Annotated in this window: 12 protein-coding genes; 7 read left to right on the plus strand and 5 right to left on the minus strand. The window is 63.9% G+C overall.

All coding sequences use genetic code 11. From position 1 onward, the window contains the following. Positions 1-70: 70 nt before the first annotated feature. Entirely contained in the window at positions 71-2332 is a 2262-nt protein-coding gene (locus F1609_RS05380; protein ID WP_167075411.1) for a carboxy terminal-processing peptidase, read from the plus strand. A 271-nt stretch (positions 2333-2603) separates the two neighbouring features. Here the strand turns inward: F1609_RS05380 and F1609_RS05385 are convergent, their stop codons facing one another. From F1609_RS05385 to F1609_RS05395, 3 genes are all read right to left on the minus strand, one after another. After that, positions 2604-3335, minus strand: coding sequence for a hypothetical protein (locus tag F1609_RS05385; protein WP_167075413.1), 732 nt, complete (start codon positions 3333-3335; stop codon positions 2604-2606). A gap of 604 nt (positions 3336-3939) precedes the next feature. After that, positions 3940-4332 (minus strand): VOC family protein, encoded by a 393-nt coding sequence (locus tag F1609_RS05390; RefSeq protein ID WP_167075415.1) that lies wholly within the window; start codon positions 4330-4332, stop codon positions 3940-3942. Between the two features lie 407 nt (positions 4333-4739). Then, positions 4740-5204: an Rrf2 family transcriptional regulator gene (locus F1609_RS05395; protein ID WP_167075417.1), complete on the minus strand. Its 465-nt coding sequence runs from the start codon at positions 5202-5204 to the stop codon at positions 4740-4742. 168 nt (positions 5205-5372) lie between these two features. Between F1609_RS05395 and F1609_RS05400 the strand changes: the two genes are divergently transcribed. The 6 genes from F1609_RS05400 (at position 5373) to F1609_RS05425 (ending at position 11065) form a co-directional block, all read left to right on the plus strand. Then, positions 5373-6563, plus strand: coding sequence for an acyl-CoA dehydrogenase family protein (locus F1609_RS05400; RefSeq protein ID WP_167075419.1), 1191 nt, complete (start codon positions 5373-5375; stop codon positions 6561-6563). 10 nt (positions 6564-6573) lie between these two features. Further along, positions 6574-7719: an acyl-CoA dehydrogenase family protein gene (locus F1609_RS05405; protein ID WP_167075421.1), complete on the plus strand. Its 1146-nt coding sequence runs from the start codon at positions 6574-6576 to the stop codon at positions 7717-7719. Next, a complete protein-coding gene (locus F1609_RS05410; protein ID WP_167075423.1) occupies positions 7716-8186 on the plus strand; it encodes a MaoC family dehydratase in 471 nt (156 codons plus the stop codon). The genes F1609_RS05405 and F1609_RS05410 overlap by 4 nt, the downstream gene beginning before the upstream one ends. Further along, positions 8179-8634, plus strand: coding sequence for a MaoC family dehydratase (locus tag F1609_RS05415; protein ID WP_167075425.1), 456 nt, complete (start codon positions 8179-8181; stop codon positions 8632-8634). Before F1609_RS05410 ends, F1609_RS05415 begins: the two co-directional genes overlap by 8 nt. Positions 8635-8800: 166 nt before the next feature. Continuing rightward, positions 8801-10486 carry a methyl-accepting chemotaxis protein gene (locus tag F1609_RS05420; RefSeq protein WP_167075427.1) on the plus strand — a complete coding sequence of 562 codons (1686 nt, stop codon included), beginning with the start codon at positions 8801-8803 and terminating at the stop codon, positions 10484-10486. Between the two features lie 114 nt (positions 10487-10600). Further along, complete coding sequence (locus F1609_RS05425; protein ID WP_167075429.1) at positions 10601-11065, plus strand: MCP four helix bundle domain-containing protein; 465 nt, start codon at positions 10601-10603, stop codon at positions 11063-11065. 36 nt (positions 11066-11101) lie between these two features. Here F1609_RS05425 and F1609_RS05430 read toward each other — a convergent pair whose 3' ends face one another. After that, complete coding sequence (locus F1609_RS05430) at positions 11102-12022, minus strand: diguanylate cyclase (RefSeq protein WP_167075431.1); 921 nt, start codon at positions 12020-12022, stop codon at positions 11102-11104. Further along, a complete protein-coding gene (locus tag F1609_RS05435) occupies positions 12019-16563 on the minus strand; it encodes a response regulator (protein WP_167075433.1) in 4545 nt (1514 codons plus the stop codon). Before F1609_RS05435 ends, F1609_RS05430 begins: the two co-directional genes overlap by 4 nt. Between the last annotated feature and the right edge of the window lie 108 nt (positions 16564-16671).

Raw genomic sequence — 16671 nt, forward strand, 5'->3', positions numbered from 1 at the left:
CGGCTGGGCGCCCTTGCACTGCACGGTTTCGCCCGCAGATAACACCAGTTCCCGCTCGGAGAGACAACGAATGAAGAAGCACATGTTGATGTTCGCACTGGCATTTGCCGCGACGACACAAGCGGCAGTCCCGCAACCCGTCAAGGCGGTCGCCCAGCCTGCCAAAGCCGGCGCCACGCCGCTCAAGCCGGTTGCCACGCAAACCCAGGCCGCCGTCTGGGCCGCCACGGTCTTCGGACGCCACCACTACAAAGTCACCCCGCTCGACGATGCGATGTCGGAAAAGATTTTCGACCGCTACCTGAAATCGCTCGACAGCGACCGCCTGCATTTCCTGCAGAGCGATATCGACGCGTTCGACCCGATCCGCACCAGGCTCGACGACGCGATCAAGGCCGAGAACCTGGCCACGCCGTTTACCATGTACAGCCTGTACCAGCAGCGCTTCAACGAGCGTTTCGCGTATTCGCGTGAGCTGCTCAAAGGCAAATTCGACTTCACGGCCGACGAAACCTTCCAGATCGACCGCGAAAAAGCCGCCTGGCCGAAGAACATCGACGAAGCGCGCGACCTGTGGCGCAAGCGCGTCAAGAACGACTGGCTGCGCCTCAAATTGGCCGGTAAAGACGACAAGTCGATCCGCGAAACGCTGGACAAGCGCTACGAAAACTACGTCGGCCGCATGGGCAAGGTCGACAGCGAAGACGTGTTCATGACCTTCATGAACGCCTACGCCACCTCGATCGAGCCGCACACCAACTACCTCGGCCCGCGTTCGGCCGACAACTTCGCCATCGCCATGCGCCTCTCGCTCGACGGCATCGGCGCCGTGCTGCAGCAGCGCGAAGACTACACCGTGATCCGCGAAATCGTGGTCGGCAGCCCGGCCGGCATGTCCGGCAAGCTGAAGGTGGGCGACCGCATCGTCGGCGTGGCCCAGGCCGATTCTCCCGGCTTCACCGACGTGCTCGGCTGGCGCATCGACGATGTGGTCCAGCTGATCCGTGGTCCCAAGGAATCGGTGGTGCGCCTGAACGTGCTGCCGGTCGACGCCGGCACCGATGGCAAGACCGTCACGGTGGCGCTGGTGCGCAAGAAAATCAACATGGAAGAGCAGGCCGCCAAGAAAACCATCATCGAAGTCAAGGATGGCGGCGTCAAGCGCCGGGTCGGCGTGATTTCGCTGCCGACCTTCTACCTCGACTTCGAAGCGCGCCGCCGCGGCGACAAGGATTACAAGAGCGCCACGCGCGACGTGGCCCGCATCCTCGGCGAGCTCAAGAAAGAAAAAGTCGACAACGTGCTGATCGACCTGCGCAACAACGGCGGCGGCGCACTGGGCGAGGCGGTCGAGCTGACCGGCCTGTTCATCGACAAGGGCCCGGTCGTGATGCAGCGCGGCGCCGACGGCGGCGTGGCGGTCGAGAGCGACACCCAGGCCGGCCTGGCGTGGGATGGCCCGATGGGCGTGCTGATCAACCGTGGCTCGGCCTCGGCGTCCGAGATTTTTGCCGCCGCGATCCAGGATTACGGCCGTGGCCTGGTCTTGGGCGAGCCGAGCTTCGGCAAGGGCACGGTCCAGACCCTGGTCAACCTCGACCGTGGCAACCCTGGCGAAAAAGCCCGCTACGGCGAGCTGAAGATGACCATCGCACAGTTCTTCCGCATCAACGGCGGAACCACGCAATTGCGCGGCGTTACGCCCGACATCAAGATGCCGGTTACCTCCGATCCGGAAGGCTTCGGTGAGTCGAGCTACGACAATGCCCTGCCATGGGTGGCGATCAAGCCCGTGGCGTACACGCCGTCGGGCAATCTGAAGCAACTGATTACTCCGCTGCAAAAGCGCCACGAAACGCGCATCGCCAAGGACAAGGACTTCCAGTACTTGCAGGAAGACATGGCCGAGCTGCGTAAATTGCGTAAAGATAACGTGATTTCGCTGAACGAAGCGGTGCGCCGCAAGGAACGCGATGCGCTGGAAGCCAAGGCCAAGCAGCGCGAAGCACGCCAGGTAGCGTTGCGCGCCGCCGTGACCGACGAGCCGGCCGACGTGACCGACGCCAAGGATGCGCGCAGCAAGCTGGCGCCGCCGCCCAAGACGGCCAAGGCGGCGACGTCCAAGCCGAACCGCCAGGACGACGGCTTGCAGGCCGACGAGCGCAATCTGGCATCCGAACTGGCCGCCGAAAAAGCGGCCAAGGATGCCAAGGACGTGATGCTGCAGGAAGCGGCGCACATCCTCTCAGACGAAATCGAGATGCTCAAGGGCGACACGCGCATGGCGGCGCGCCTGATGCCTTACCTGCCGGCGGTCAAAGCGGGTAACTGAGCAGGAACGCGGTAATCACCGACAACGGGGCCTTTGCGGGCCCCGTTGTCGTTTCCGTTCACGTCAAAAGTCAACTGTGCGCCGGACTGCGTATTCCAGTAAGTGGCATGCTGCATCATATTGTGGCAATATGTTCCCGCGACAGGTTAAGTTTTCAAGCAGAGCCTTCTGTGGCTGTTCAACTCGCCATGGCAAGCACCTGCACGTGGTTTGTTTAGCACCGAGGGTGGTTGGCGCCACGCCGTTTACGTCAAACAGATGTCTTTGAAAATCAATTCGCATTCTGATTAGATCGCTCACGAGATATCCGAAGCCAATCGGCGAACCAGCTTGCGAGGTCGGTAGCCACAAAATAGGTCATGGCCACCGACCCCCATCGACCTACCCCCTCATCATGCAGCAATCCCCTAGCTGTGAGCTCTGAACATGCCATACGCAGCGCAACAACTGAATATTGACTTCCGAGCTCGTTAATAAGCGGCGCAGCCAAACCGTCCAGCAATGATTGTTCAGGATGAGTCTTTAACGCGAAAACTCGCATCCCCGAAAATGCTTCAGTACCCACGGGTGCCGCCAAACCTGCATTTAATATGCTCAAATGAATATCTTCAAGATCGCCCAATAGGCGCGTTGCCATATCTGCGTCAGCCCAAGGACGAGCAGCTGAGAGTTGGGTCGCGACGATCTCCGCGAATCGTTGAGATTTTTCAGCTGTCCGTGCTCTTGTAGCCTTATCCAAACAGGTGATCATAAAATCGAAGAACTCGTCACTTCCTAAATCTACTTGAATTGTTTCAACCAGAAGTAGTCGCGAGTGCAGTTGGCCGATGAACCGATCGAGTCGCGCGAGCTGGAGTCGAGACCCCCGGCCCGAAAGGATCGTATCTATTGCTCCGCCAACAAATGGAATAAGCTGAGCTCCGGCGCGCAATATATCCATTGAAGCGTAACGCTCTGAGGCATTATCTACCGCTGCCTTCACTGCATTGTAGTTAATGGTCATTCAGTTTCTTTCATCAAAACTCGTCTCAGTGGGAGGAGAAAACATGAGCACGTCGGTGATCTGGTGTAAATATGCGTTGAAGAATAAGATGTTTCTATGTCTCAACAATGAGAATTTGCTTAGTTATATTGGCCCTGCATATAGCGGCTTTGGTCCGCCGATGAGCGAAAATAATTCGGCAACTTTGCAGCCACCTTTGTTTGTGATGTAACACAAGGTTAACAGATGTTCATGTCTGGCTTCACGGCATGGTTCCAATGTGTATTCAAACATATGTGTATTAATAGCGTCCTGATATACTTGGGTATGCGGATTGCGCATGTCCAGTCGATACTGAATTACGAACTTCTTCACGTCTGCCTTCTTTGATGGCGAGTGTGCAAACAGGGAAAATTTAGAAATGTTCCAAGCCTAATTCCGTGGATCGCCATGACAGACGAGAAAAGGGGAATCGAGTGCCTATGCCATGTCGACAGATTTTGCGGGGCGTACAGCCAGAAACGCTATACGCCTCGGTTTAGCAAATATCGGCTACCGCATAATATTGATTTTTCGACGTTTCGCAATCCGCGTTTGCTTAGTTTATCTTGCAGACAACCGGTGCTTACTTGGGACGGTGCAGTGCGCAGAGCTTATTGCCGTCCGGATCGCGTACATACGACAAGTAGACGGAGCCCATGTCGCTTTCACGCAGGCCCGGCGGGCCTTCGCACGATACGCCGCCATGCGCCACCGCAACATCGTGAAATTGCGTTACCTGTTCCGGCGAGTTGCATTTGAAGCCGATGGTCGCGCCGTTGGCGCAGGTCGCCTGTTCGCCATTGATCGGTTCGGTGACGCAAAACGTGTTTCCTTCATGCCGATAGAACAGGCGGGTGTGACCGGAACCGGCCACGTTGCGGATCGGCTCGCCGGCCCCGAGCATGCCGAGCAGCGCGTCGTAGAAACGCTTCGAGCGCTCGATGTCGTTTGAACCGACCATGATGTGATTGAACATATTCTTCTCCTTTAAGCCTGCGCATGTAGCCGGGCTGATGTTGGTGTTGCTTGAAAGTAGACGACGGGCGACCACCGGCCGATCATAGGTTCGCGTCATCGCTTGGAAAAAGCTCGTCGATCATAACGGTATACCGGTCTGACGTGGCGTCAAGATAGTCGAATTTGTATTTCATTTGCAAAAATAATGGAGCCGAAAGTTCAGGCGACGGCGAAACGTTTTGCAGAGCATTTGGTAGGTGCGATATTGGCGAAATCCGGCACGCCATTCAAGCTTACGATCATTTGGCTCCTTTCTCTTAGGCGCCTTTCTTGCGTACTGCTGCACGAAGCGGCCTGCCTCCCCGGAGAGTTGCGTTTTTTTCTATTTGAAAGCATGCGAAAAAGTCCTTACCCTTATATTTACTGTCATGACAGGTCCGAATTCTGCGCTTGCTGGTCCACCCCGCGCGCCACGCACAACTGATCAAACCGCTGCGCCAGGTCGGCCAGCACCACATTCCCCAAGCTCTCAATCAGGATCGCCTCGGCCCGTTGCAGCGCGTCGCCGAGCGCCTGGTTGACCACCTTTTCGACCGCGCAGTCGGGATGCTGGTTATCGACGCCAATGGCGAACAAATGCGGCCCGCCAACCGCGCGATGAATATCGAGCAAAGTCACTTCGCGCAAATCGCAGGCCATGGTCCAGCCCCCATGCTTGCCCGCGCCCGACCGCACATACCCGGCCTCGCGCAAGCCGGCCAAAGTGCGCCGCACCACCACCGGATTTGTATCGAGCATGTTAGCGATGTGTTCCGATGTCATCGGTCCGTCGTGCCTGGCCATGTGCAGCAGCACATGGAGCACGCGGGAAAGGCGGCTGTCTGTTCTCATTGAAGGTCGCGATAAAAGGGTATCCGGACCCACAGTTTACCGCCTCTAGAGACTCCCCGTGCGCCCCGGTTCACCCCCGCAAAAGCCATCTTCCCCGCCCGAATTTTTGATGTACAATCATTGTGAACGGTCGTGCTATTTTTTGACGATAATAACAAAGGAGACTGTATGGACCTGAACTATACGAGCGAGGACCTGGCGTTCCGCGACCAGGCGCGCGCCTTCCTCGACGCCAATCTGCCGGCCGACCTCCAGCAAAAGGTGCGCAAGCACCTGCGCATGTCGAAGGACGATTACGTGCGCTGGCACCGCATCCTCGCCCAGCAGGGCTGGGTGGCGCCGGGCTGGCCGGCCGAATTCGGCGGCCCTGGCTGGAGCGCCGTGCAGCGCCACATCTGGGACGAGGAATGCGCGCGCGCCGGCACGCCGCCGATCCTGCCCTTCGGCGTGAACATGGTGGCCCCGGTCATCATGGCCTTCGGCAGCGACGAACAGAAAGCCCACTTCCTGCCGCGCATCCTCTCGTGCGAAGACTGGTGGTGCCAGGGCTATTCGGAACCGGGCGCCGGCTCCGACCTCGCCTCGCTCAAGACCACCGCCGAGCGCGATGGCGACGTATATGTCGTCAACGGCCAGAAAACCTGGACCACGCTGGCCCAGCATGCCGACATGATCTTCTGCCTGGTGCGTACCGACAGCGGCGTGCGCAAGCAGGAAGGCATCTCTTTCCTGCTGATCGACATGCACAGCCCCGGCGTGACGGTGCGTCCGATCATCATGCTCGACGAAGACCACGAAGTGAACGAAGTGTTCTTCGATAACGTGCGCGTGCCGGTGCAGAACCTGGTCGGCAAAGAGAACAAGGGCTGGACCTACGCCAAATACCTGCTCGGCCACGAACGTACGGGCATCGCTGCGGTCGGCCGCTCCAAGCGCGAACTGGCCACGCTCAAGCGCATCGCCGCCTCGCGCAACAAGAACGGCAAGCCGCTGATCGAGGACCCGCTGTTCGCCGCCAAGGTAGCCACGCTGGAAATCGAACTGATGGCGCTCGAGATGACCGTCATGCGCGTGCTCGCGCAGGAGCACAAGGCGCCCGGACCGGAAGCGTCGGTGCTCAAGGTGCGCGGCACCGAAATCCAGCAGACCCTCACCGAACTGATGGTCGAAGCGGTCGGCCCGATGGCGCTGCCGTTCGACCCGGCCTACCTCGAATCGGAGACGCCGCACAGCGTGTTCGACGATGACGATGCCGCGCCGCTGGCCTCGCACTATTTCAATTTTCGCAAGACCTCCATCTATGGCGGCTCGAACGAGATTCAACGCAATATCATCACCCAGATGATCCTGGGCCTGTGAGGGACTGAACATGGATTTCAACTTCAAGGAAGAACAGCTGGCCTTCGCGGACGCCCTCAAGCGCTGGGTGACCAAGGATTACAGCTTCGAGGCGCGCAAGAAGATCGTTCATTCGGACGCCGGCACGTCAAGCGCGGCGTGGGCCGCGCTGGCTGAACTGGGCATGCTGGCGCTGCCGGTGCCGGAAGAGCAGGGCGGCTTCAATGGCACGGCGGTCGACATGTTCGTCGTCATGCAGGAGCTCGGGCGCGGCCTGGTGGTCGAGCCGTATTTCGCCACCGTGCTCGGTGCGCATTTCCTGGCATTGGGCGGCAAGCATCCCGAGCTGCTGGCGCAAGTGGCCGGCGGCGAACTCAAACTGGCCTGCGCACTGGCCGAACAGCAGGCGCGCCATGACCTGTCGGACATTGCCACCACCGCCGTCGCCAATGCCGGCGGCTATGTCCTCAATGGCCGCAAGAGCGTCGTCGTCCACGGCGGCCAGGCCGGCAGCCTGATCGTCTCGGCGCGCAGCGGCGGCGCCCAGCGCGGCGTCGATGGCGTGTCGCTGTTCCTGGTGCCGGCCAATGCGCCCGGCGTGACCGTGCGCGATTACCGCACCCTCGATGGCCAGCGCGCCGCCGACATTAGCTTCGCCAATGTCCAGGTCGCGCTTGAAAACCTGATCGGCCCCGAAGGCCAGGGCTGGGACCTGCTCGACGCCGGCGCCGACTACGGCGCGGGCCTTTTGTGCGCCGAAGCCCTGGGCGCGATGGAAGCCATTTTTGCGGCCACGCTCGACTACCTCAAGACGCGCACCCAGTTCGGCGCGCCGATCGGCAAATTCCAGGCGCTCCAGCACCGCATGGCCGACATGTACATCCACCTCGAACAGGCGCGCTCGATGGCGCTGCTGGCCGCGGTGCGCCTGGCGTCCTCCGATGTGGAAGAACGCCGCCGCACCGTCTCGGCGGCCAAGTTCCGCGTCGGCCAGGCCCTGAAATTCGTCGGCCAGCAGGCGGTCCAGCTGCACGGCGGCATGGGCGTGACCGACGAACTGCCGGCTGCGCACCATTTCAAGCGCCTGACCATGATCGAGCTGTCGCTGGGCGACTCCGACCACCACCTGCAGCGCTTCATCGCGCAGCCGGGCTTCGCGCAAGGCGACATCGCATGAAACAGAGCACATGGTTTTTCGAAGACTTTCACGTCGGCCAGGAGATCGTGGTCGGCACCCGCACGGTGACGGAAGAAGAAATCATCGCCTTCGCCACCCAGTTCGACCCGCAGCCTTTCCACGTCGACCATGACGCGGCCGCAGCGTCGATCTTCGGCAGCGTGATCGCCAGCGGCTGGCACACCTGCAGCATGATGATGCGCATGGTGGTCGACAGTGTGCTGGGCAGCTCGTCGAGCATGGGCTCACCGGGCCTGGACAAGGTACGCTGGCTGCAACCGGTGCGCCCCGGCGACACCTTGACGGTCACCTACATCACCACGCAAGTGAAGCCCTCGGCCTCGCGCCCCGATCGCGGCGTGGTGTGGTCGACCTGGCAGGCCGCCAACCAGCACGGCGAGGTAGTCTGCACCATCGAAGGCATGGGCATGTTCGGGCGCCGCCCGCAGGAGAACAAGGATGCGTGAATTTTCCAGCCTGGCCGGGATGCAGGCGCTGGTGGGGCAGGAGCTGGCGGTGTCGGAATGGGTCGAGATCACCCAGGAACGCGTCAACATCTTTGCCGACGCCACCGACGACCATCAGTGGATCCACCTCGACCTGGAACGCTGCGCGCGCGAGTCGCCCTTTGGCGGCCCGGTGGCGCATGGCTTCCTGACTTTGTCGCTCATTTCCGGCCTGTTCGCCAGGGCGCTGCGCATGGTCGACGCCAAGATGGTGGTCAACTATGGCCTGAACAAGGTGCGCTTTCCGGCCCCGGTGCCGGTCGGCAGCCGCGTGCGCGCGCGCCTGACCTTGCAGCAGGTCGAACCGGTGGACGGCGGCGCGCAGCTTGAATGGAGCGTCATCGTCGAGCGCGAGGGCGGCGCCAGGCCGGTCTGCGTGGCCGAACTGCTGGTGCGGCGCTACCCTTGATTTCGCGCTGATGCACCCGGCGGGGCCGCCCGCTCCCGCCTACACCGATCCCACCGGCATCGCACCTAGCAAGACGCATGGGCCGCTCCCGGCCATCATTCGACTAGTATGAACTGACGGGTAACTTATCGTCGTTCAGTGGTGCGCTCATCAGCCAGGAGTCCGGATGAAAATTGCGAACTTGAAGATCGGTGTTCGTCTGGGGGCCGGTTTCGGCCTCGTCCTGCTGTTGATGGGGACCCTGATCGCCACCGGCATCACCCTGCTTAACAGCGCCGGCGCGAGCACCAGGCGCATGGTCCTGCATGAGTGGGTCAAGGCCGATGCCGCCAACGAAGTCAACGTCGGCACGCGCGCCAACGCGCGCCGCACGCTCGAACTGTTCATCGTCACCGACCCGGCGCAACTGGCCAACATCCGCGCGCGTATCGAAGCGAACAAAAAACTGATCGTCGATGCGCTGGCCACGCTCGACAAACTGGTCGATACCCGCGAAGGGCGCGACCTGCTCAACCGGATCACCACGGCGCGGGTGGCGTATGTGGCCTCGTACTCGCACGTCGACAAACTGATCGCCGAGGGCAAGCGCGATGAAGCGGCAACCCTGATGCGCACCGAAACGCTGCCGGCGCTGGACGGTTTGCAAGCCTCGATCAGCGCCCTGGCCGAGTTCCAGAAACGCCTGGTCGGCACGGCCAGTGCCGATGTCGGCGCCCGCATCGCCAGCGCCCGCATCCTCATGTTGTGGCAGGGCGCGGCGGCGCTGGTCATCGGCGTGCTGGCCGGATGGTGGATCACGCGCTCGATCACGCTGCCGATCAACGATGCTGTACGGGTGGCCAGGACGGTGGCGGCGGGCGACCTGAGCGCCCAGATCGGGCCCGGCTCGTCCAGCGAGACCGGGCAACTGCTGGCCGCCCTCGGCGACATGAACGCGGGGCTGCGCAATATCGTCGACCAGGTGCGCCATGGGACCGATGCGATCGCCACCGCGTCGAGCCAGATCGCCAGCGGGAATATGGATTTGTCCGCCCGCACCGAGCAGCAAGCCAGTTCGCTCGAAGAGACCGCGTCGTCGATGGAAGAACTGACATCGACCGTCAAGCAGAATGCCGACAATGCGCGCCAGGCCAACCAGCTGGCCATTTCGGCCTCGCACGTGGCAGTGCAGGGCGGGACGGTGGTGGCGCAGGTGGTCGACACCATGGGATCGATCAACGAATCGTCGCGCAAGATCGTCGAGATCATCAGCGTGATCGAAGGGATCGCATTCCAGACCAATATCCTGGCATTGAACGCCGCAGTGGAGGCGGCGCGCGCCGGCGAGCAGGGGCGCGGCTTTGCGGTGGTGGCCAGCGAAGTGCGCAACCTGGCGCAGCGCTCGGCGGCGGCGGCCAAGGAAATCAAGATGCTGATCGACGATTCGGTGGACAAGGTGGCCAAGGGCAGTGAACTGGTCAACCGCGCCGGCACCACCATGCAGGCGATCGTCACCAGCATCAAGAGCGTGGCCGACATGATGGGCGAGATCACGGCGGCCAGCGTGGAGCAGACCGCCGGCATCGAGCAGATCAACCAGGCCATCACCCAGATGGACGAGGTGACGCAGCAAAACGCCGCGCTGGTCGAGCAGGCGGCGGCGGCGGCCGGCGCGCTGCAGGACCAGGCCGGAACCCTGGCGGGCGTGGTCAGCGTGTTCAAGCTGCCGGCCGCGCACAGCGGTGCGCGGCCGGCGCCGGCGACGCCGGGGATACGGAGCGCGCCGGCGCACATCGAGCGGCCGGTCGCCCGCGCCGTTCGACGCCAGCGCGAAGTGGCCGCTGCCGGCCCGGATGACTGGGAACAGTTCTGAGACGGCTGCCGGCGCGAAGCTGGTTTTCCTTGATCTGCGTTGGTTGACGAGGCCCGCCCGGGCATCCTACCATTGCTGGATGGAAATATCAGAGACTGGCAGCCGGTTAGCAGCATGAACATTGCAAACTTAAGGATCGGGACGCGCCTGGGTGGCGCGTTCGGCATCATCCTCTTGATCATGGCAGCCCTGATCGCCACCGCGCTCACGCTGCTGGCCAACATCAGCGCCATGAGCACCACCTTGATCGAGCGCGACCTGGTGCAGGCCGATGCGGCCAACGTCATCAACGTCACCACCCGCGCCAACGCGCGCACTACGCTCGAACTGTTCATCGCGCCCGACGCCGCCTACAGCGCCAGGGTGCGCGGGAAGATCGAGGCGAACAAGAAGGACATCAGCGGCGCCATCGCGCTGCTCGACAAACTGGCCGGCGGCGCCGAAGGCCGCGACCTGCTGGCGCAGATCAAGGTGGAACGCGCGGCGTACGTCGCCTCGTTCGGCGCCGTCGGGCTGCCGGCCCGCGAGGTGGAAGGCAACGGGTTGGTGGCGGCAAACAAGAAGGGGCGAGTGCGCTGAACGACGTAAGGAGTGCCGGAATCGGATTAAACCGTCTTAATCGACCTGTAAACAATACCGGTTGCGCCCACCGGCCTTGGCCTCGTATAGCAGCGCGTCGGCGGTCTTGATCAGGCCACCGGTGGTGAGGCCGTCGCCCGGCATCAGGCTGGCCACGCCCATGCTCAGGGTCAGCCACGGCGAGGCGCCGGATTTTTCGTGCGGGATGGCCAACTGCGCAATCTCGTCGAGCAGCTTTCTGGCCACCACCTCGGCACCGCGCTTGTCTTCCTGCGGCAGCAAGATCACGAATTCCTCGCCACCGTAGCGCGCCACCAGGTCCTGCGGGCGCGCCGCCGCGCGCCGCATGGCCGCGCCCACCCGCACCAGGGAATCGTCGCCGGCCTGGTGTCCGTAGGCGTCGTTATAGGCCTTGAAATGGTCGATGTCGGCGATGATCAGCGCCAGCGGTGTTTTGGCGCGCGCGCAGCGGCGCCATTCGGTGTCCATGGCCTCGTCGAAGCCGCGCCGGTTGGCCACCCCGGTCAGGCCGTCAGTCAGGGTCAGTTCGCGCAGCGCGTCGCTCTGGCGCTTGACGGTCAGCTGCGTGCGCACGCGCGCCCGCACCACCGCCGCGTTGACCGGCTTGGTGATGAAATCGGCCGCGCCGGCTTCAAGCGCGCGCGTTTCATCTTCCGGCGTCTTGAGGGCCGTGACGAAAATGATCGGGATGTCGCGCGTGGCCCCCGACTCGCGCAAGGCGCGGCACACAGCGTAGCCGTCCATGTCGGGCATCATCGCATCAAGCAGGATCAGGTCGGGACGCTGGGTCTGGGCGATATGCAGCGCCTTGGCGCCGTTCATCGCGAACACCACCTCGTGCTCGTCCTGCAAGGCCTGGTGCAGGATCTGGATGTTCTCCATCGCGTCGTCGACGATCAGGATTCGTCCGTTCCTTGCCATATCGGTCCAACTCATGCACGGTCCCTTCGTTTCAAAATCGCTTGCACCTGCAGCGCGGCGTTGGCAAAACCGAGCGTGGCGACGGCGTCGCCCAGCGCGCCCGCCACGGCCGGGGCCAGGGCCGCGTCCAGGGCCGGACGCAGGGCATCGAAAGCCGACATCGCCTTCAGGTTGTTATTCTGAAGCAAAGCAAGCAGTTCCGCCAGCGCCGCGTCGAGTTGTGCGGGGTCTTGTGTCCCCGGGCGCACGCCGGCGGCGGCCGGGGCAGGCAGGGCGCGCGCGGTCTCGAACACCGCCTGCAGCGCCTTGTCGAGGGCGCCCAGGCGCACCGTCAGCTCGGCGCTGCCGGCGCTGCGCAAGGCTTGTTCAAAATCGAAGGCCAGCGCCGCCAGCTCGCTCGCCCCCAGGTTGGCGGCCACCCCGCGCAAGCGGTGCACCAGCTGGATCGCTTCCTGGCGCTGCTCGCCGCGCAGCAGCGCGCGCACCTCGTCCAGGGTCTGGCCCTGCGAACTCTCGAAACGCTTGAACAAGGTCACGAAGTTATCCAAGTGGCCGCCGAAACGCGGCAAGGTCGAGGCCAGGTCGATGCCGGGAATGTCCACGCGCGGCGTGTTATCGGGCAGCGCCGGTGCGATGATGGCGGTGCTGGCCGATGCCCCCGGCTGGCGCACCCCGTTGCGCATATCTTCGCGCGCGCACACCCGGATCAGGGTATTGACCATGTCGTCCACATCGATCGGCTTGGCCACATGCGCGTTCATGCCGGCCGCGATCGCGCAGCGCCGGTCTTCCTCCATCGCGTTGGCGGTCATGGCGATGATCGGCAGTGTATCGACGCCCATGCGCCGGATCGCCTCGGCCGCCTCGTAACCGTTCATCACCGGCATCTGGATATCCATCAGCACCGCATCGTAGCGGCTCGGGGCGTCGGCCAGCATGCTGACCGCAATGCGCCCGTTGGCCGCGATGTCGACCGCGGCGCCGGCGTGCAGCAGGATGTACCTGGCCACCTCCTGGTTGATCGGATTGTCCTCCACCAGCAGGACGTACATGCCCTTGAGGCGGCCGGCCAGCGGCATGCCGGCCGAGACCTCGGGGGCCGCCTTCCCGGTATGGAGTTCAAGCGCCGCCGCCATCAGCGCCAGCCGCGTCACCGGTTTGCTCAGGATGGCGTCGAGTTTCAGGTCATCCTGCAGGCCGATCAACTGCTCGCGCGCGCTCTCGGCCACCATCAGCGCGCAGCGCGGCATGGCGATGGCCGGATCGGCGCGGGCGAACGTCAATACCGCGATGCCGTCCAGTTCCGCCATCGCGGTATCGAGGAACATCAGGTCGTAGGGAGCGCCGGCGCGGGTGGAAGTGCGCAGGCGTTCGAGCGCCTCGGCGCCACTGGCGGCGGTCTCGACGCGCCAGCCGACGCCGGCGCACATGTGCGCAATGGCCTTGCGCGCGCTGGCGTTGTCATCGACCACCAGCACCGAGCGCGGCGCGCCATCGGGCAGCGCGGGCAGATTGGCCGGGTCGTCCCCCGCGGCCAAGCCGAAGGCCGCATCGAAAAAGAATTCCGCGCCCGCACCGAGTTCGCTGCGCACGCCCAGGGTACCGCCCATCAGGCCCACCAGGCGGCGGCAGATCGCCAGTCCCAGGCCGGTCCCGCCGTATTTGCGGCTGGTCGAGCTGTCGCCCTGCGAAAAGGCGTCGAACATGTGCTCCTGCTGTTCCATGGCGATGCCGATGCCGCTGTCGCGCACCGAAAAATCGAGCACCAGCACGCCGCCGATCTCGCTGCGGCGGGTGACCGACAACACCACCTCGCCCTGTTCGGTGAACTTGATCGCATTGCCGATCAGGTTCAGGAGCACCTGTTCGAGCCGCAGCGCGTCGCCCACCACGAACAGCGGCACGTCCGGCGCCACCGCGTACACCAGCTCCACCCCCTTGCCCCAGGCGTTGGCCGACAACAGCACCGACATGCTGTCGAGGACCTGGCACAGCCTGAAGGGCGACGCTTCGAGCACCAGCTGGCCCGCCTCGATCTTGGAAAAATCGAGCACGTCGGAGAGGATGCCCATCAGCGAGCGGGTCGACATCTTGATCTTGGCGACATAACTGCGCTCGCGCCGCTCCAGCGCACCTTCTTCCAGCAGGCGCGCCAGGCCCATGATGGCGTTCATGGGCGTGCGGATTTCGTGGCTCATATTGGCCAGGAACGCGCTTTTCGCGCTGCTGGCCGATTCGGCCCGTTCCAGCGCGCCGATCAACTGCTCGTTGAGCGACTGCAGGCGCAACTCGGTGCGCTTGAGTTCCGACACGTCCGAGATCAGCACATAAAAACCGCGCACCGCGCCGTCTTCGTCGAAGTCGGGAATGTAGTTGGCCCAGGTGTGGCGCACTTCGCCGGACGCTAAATTGAGCTCGCGCGCGAAGTGGGCGGACTTGCCGGCCAGGACCTCGCGCAGGTGCGGGGCGATGTCGGCCATGGTGTCGGGGCCGAGCACGTCGTCCATGCGTGCGCCGGTCATCTCGACGGCGCTGCGCCCGCACAGCTCCAGGTACAGGCGGTTGGCGAACTGGCAGCGCAGTTCGGCGTCCCAGTAGGCCACCATGCCGGGCACGTTGTCGGTCACGGTGCGGATGAAGCGTTCGCTCTGCTCGAGCCGTTCGCTGGTGGCGCGCAGGGCCTTTTCGGCGGCCACGCGCTCGCTGATATCGCGCACGGTCGACTGCAAGATGCCCTTGCCGCCGATATTGACGCTGGTGAGCAGCACGTCGGCGTGGAACAGGGTGCCGTCGCGGCGCATGTGCAGCCACTCGAAATGGTGGCTGCCATTGTCGATCGCGTAGCGGATGAACTGTTCGGCCTTCTCGGCCGAACGGCGGCCGTCGGGCTGGAATTCGGGCGAGGTGGTGGCCGGCGACAGGGTCAGGAATTCGTCGATGCCGGCGCAGCCGTAGATACGCACCGCCGCCTGGTTGCCGCCGATGAAGCCGGCCCCCTGGGCGATCAGCATGTGGGCGTCGCCCGACATTTCGTACAGCGCGCGGAACTGCTCGTTGACGTCGCGCAGGCGCTCCGACAGCAGCTTGCGTTCGCTCACGTCGAGTACCACGGCGCTGATGCCGACCAGCGCATGGTCGGCCCCGAACACCGGGTGGTAGCTGACTACCCAGTGGCTTTCCACATCGGGCGAGCCCGGGACCGGGCGCGATTCGTGGGCCGACATGATCGGCAGGCCGGTATCGCGCACCTGGCGATAGGCCTGCTCGTACTCCACGCCGAGGGGGCCGAGCAGTTCGGGCAGGGTGCGCCCCAGGTGCTCGGCCACGGGAATCGCGTTGACGGCGGCCAGGTAGTCGTTGACCATGACGATGCGCAGGTCGGCGTCGAGCAGGGCCAGGCCGACCGGCGCGGTGGCGTACACGGTTTCGAGCAGGGCGTTGGCGCGTTGCAGTTCGCCGGTGCGTTCGGCCACCAGGGTTTCGAGGTTGTTGCGGTAGCGTTGCAGTTCGCCCTCCATGTGCTGCAGGGCGCCGGCCACCTCGGCCACTTCGCGGATCTGCATGGGCGGCAGGTCGAGCGGCTCGCCGCGCCCGAGCGCCGCCGCCGGCGCGCACAGCGAACGCACCGAGCGTCCGATCACGCCGCCGATGGTCCAGGCGGCCGCAAAACCGACCACCAGCAGCGCCGCCACGCTCAGGAACACGCTGGCGAGGGCCTCGCGCAGGGCGTCGTAGGCGGCGTCGCGCGGCAGGGCCACCGTGGCGTACCAGCCACGCTTGGGGGAGCGCTGCAGGCTGGAGATGACGCGCACGCCCTCGCGCGAGATCAGTTCGGCGGTGCCGGCGTTGGCGCGCCGCGCCAGGCTGGCCATCTCGGGACGTGCCAGCGCGCCGATGAATTTGTCGGGCGCGATTGAGCGCGCCACAATAACGTCGCGGCGGTCGAGCACCTGCGCGTTCCAGCGCGGCGGCAGGCGCTGTTCGGCCAGCAGCTGGTTGAAGCGCTCGGGACGCAGCTGGGCCGACAGCACGTACACCACTTCGCCATGGCGCCGTACCGGCACCTCGACCGAGACGGTATAGGCAGCAGCGGGGCCGGCGCGGTACAGGTCCGAGGTGGCGGCCAGGCCGCTGCGCGCCACCTGGCGAATGTTCTCGGCGTTGCCGTTGGGCGGCAGCGGCAGGCCGTGGGCGACGCGCGTGTTGAGCAGGGGCTGGCCATCGAGGTCGCTCAGCACGAAGGCAAAGCCGGGGAATTCCGGGCCGAGGATCGAGCGCGCCTGGTAATGAAAATCGGCCAGGTCGGCGCTGGTCAGGCTGGGCGAACTGGCCAGGGCGCGCGCGGCCGTTTCGCCGGCATCGAGATCGCGTTCGACCGCCATGAGCACATGTTGCGCCAGCCGCTCGGCATCGCGCAGCAGGTTGGCGTGTTCGCGCTGGAAGGAATCGTAAGACAGGGCGGCAAAGCCGATCAGGGTCGGCACGGCGCAGGCCAGGACCAGCTTGGCGGTCTTCGAGCGGATCGAGGGGAGGGTGGAACGTGATGAAAACGACACTGCCCGAACCTTTCGCCGCATCAAACGCGGCGCCACGCACCGCTGTGAGGACGATGGTAGCCGAGCGGGCCTCTTCTTGAAAGCACTTTACGCCAGCCGTGCGCTTGT

The sequence above is a fragment of the Massilia aquatica genome, from assembly GCF_011682045.1.
Taxonomy (GTDB): domain Bacteria; phylum Pseudomonadota; class Gammaproteobacteria; order Burkholderiales; family Burkholderiaceae_D; genus Telluria_A; species Telluria_A aquatica.

Excerpts from the sequence above, each read along its gene's own strand:
- F1609_RS05380 (WP_167075411.1), top strand. The coding sequence starts at position 71 with ATGAAGAAGCACATGTTGATGTTCGCACTGGCATTTGCCGCGACGACA.
- F1609_RS05385 (WP_167075413.1), bottom strand. The coding sequence starts at position 3,335 with ATGACCATTAACTACAATGCAGTGAAGGCAGCGGTAGATAATGCCTCA.
- F1609_RS05390 (WP_167075415.1), bottom strand. The coding sequence starts at position 4,332 with ATGTTCAATCACATCATGGTCGGTTCAAACGACATCGAGCGCTCGAAG.
- F1609_RS05395 (WP_167075417.1), bottom strand. The coding sequence starts at position 5,204 with ATGAGAACAGACAGCCGCCTTTCCCGCGTGCTCCATGTGCTGCTGCAC.
- F1609_RS05400 (WP_167075419.1), top strand. The coding sequence starts at position 5,373 with ATGGACCTGAACTATACGAGCGAGGACCTGGCGTTCCGCGACCAGGCG.
- F1609_RS05405 (WP_167075421.1), top strand. The coding sequence starts at position 6,574 with ATGGATTTCAACTTCAAGGAAGAACAGCTGGCCTTCGCGGACGCCCTC.
- F1609_RS05410 (WP_167075423.1), top strand. The coding sequence starts at position 7,716 with ATGAAACAGAGCACATGGTTTTTCGAAGACTTTCACGTCGGCCAGGAG.
- F1609_RS05415 (WP_167075425.1), top strand. The coding sequence starts at position 8,179 with ATGCGTGAATTTTCCAGCCTGGCCGGGATGCAGGCGCTGGTGGGGCAG.
- F1609_RS05420 (WP_167075427.1), top strand. The coding sequence starts at position 8,801 with ATGAAAATTGCGAACTTGAAGATCGGTGTTCGTCTGGGGGCCGGTTTC.
- F1609_RS05425 (WP_167075429.1), top strand. The coding sequence starts at position 10,601 with ATGAACATTGCAAACTTAAGGATCGGGACGCGCCTGGGTGGCGCGTTC.
- F1609_RS05430 (WP_167075431.1), bottom strand. The coding sequence starts at position 12,022 with ATGAGTTGGACCGATATGGCAAGGAACGGACGAATCCTGATCGTCGAC.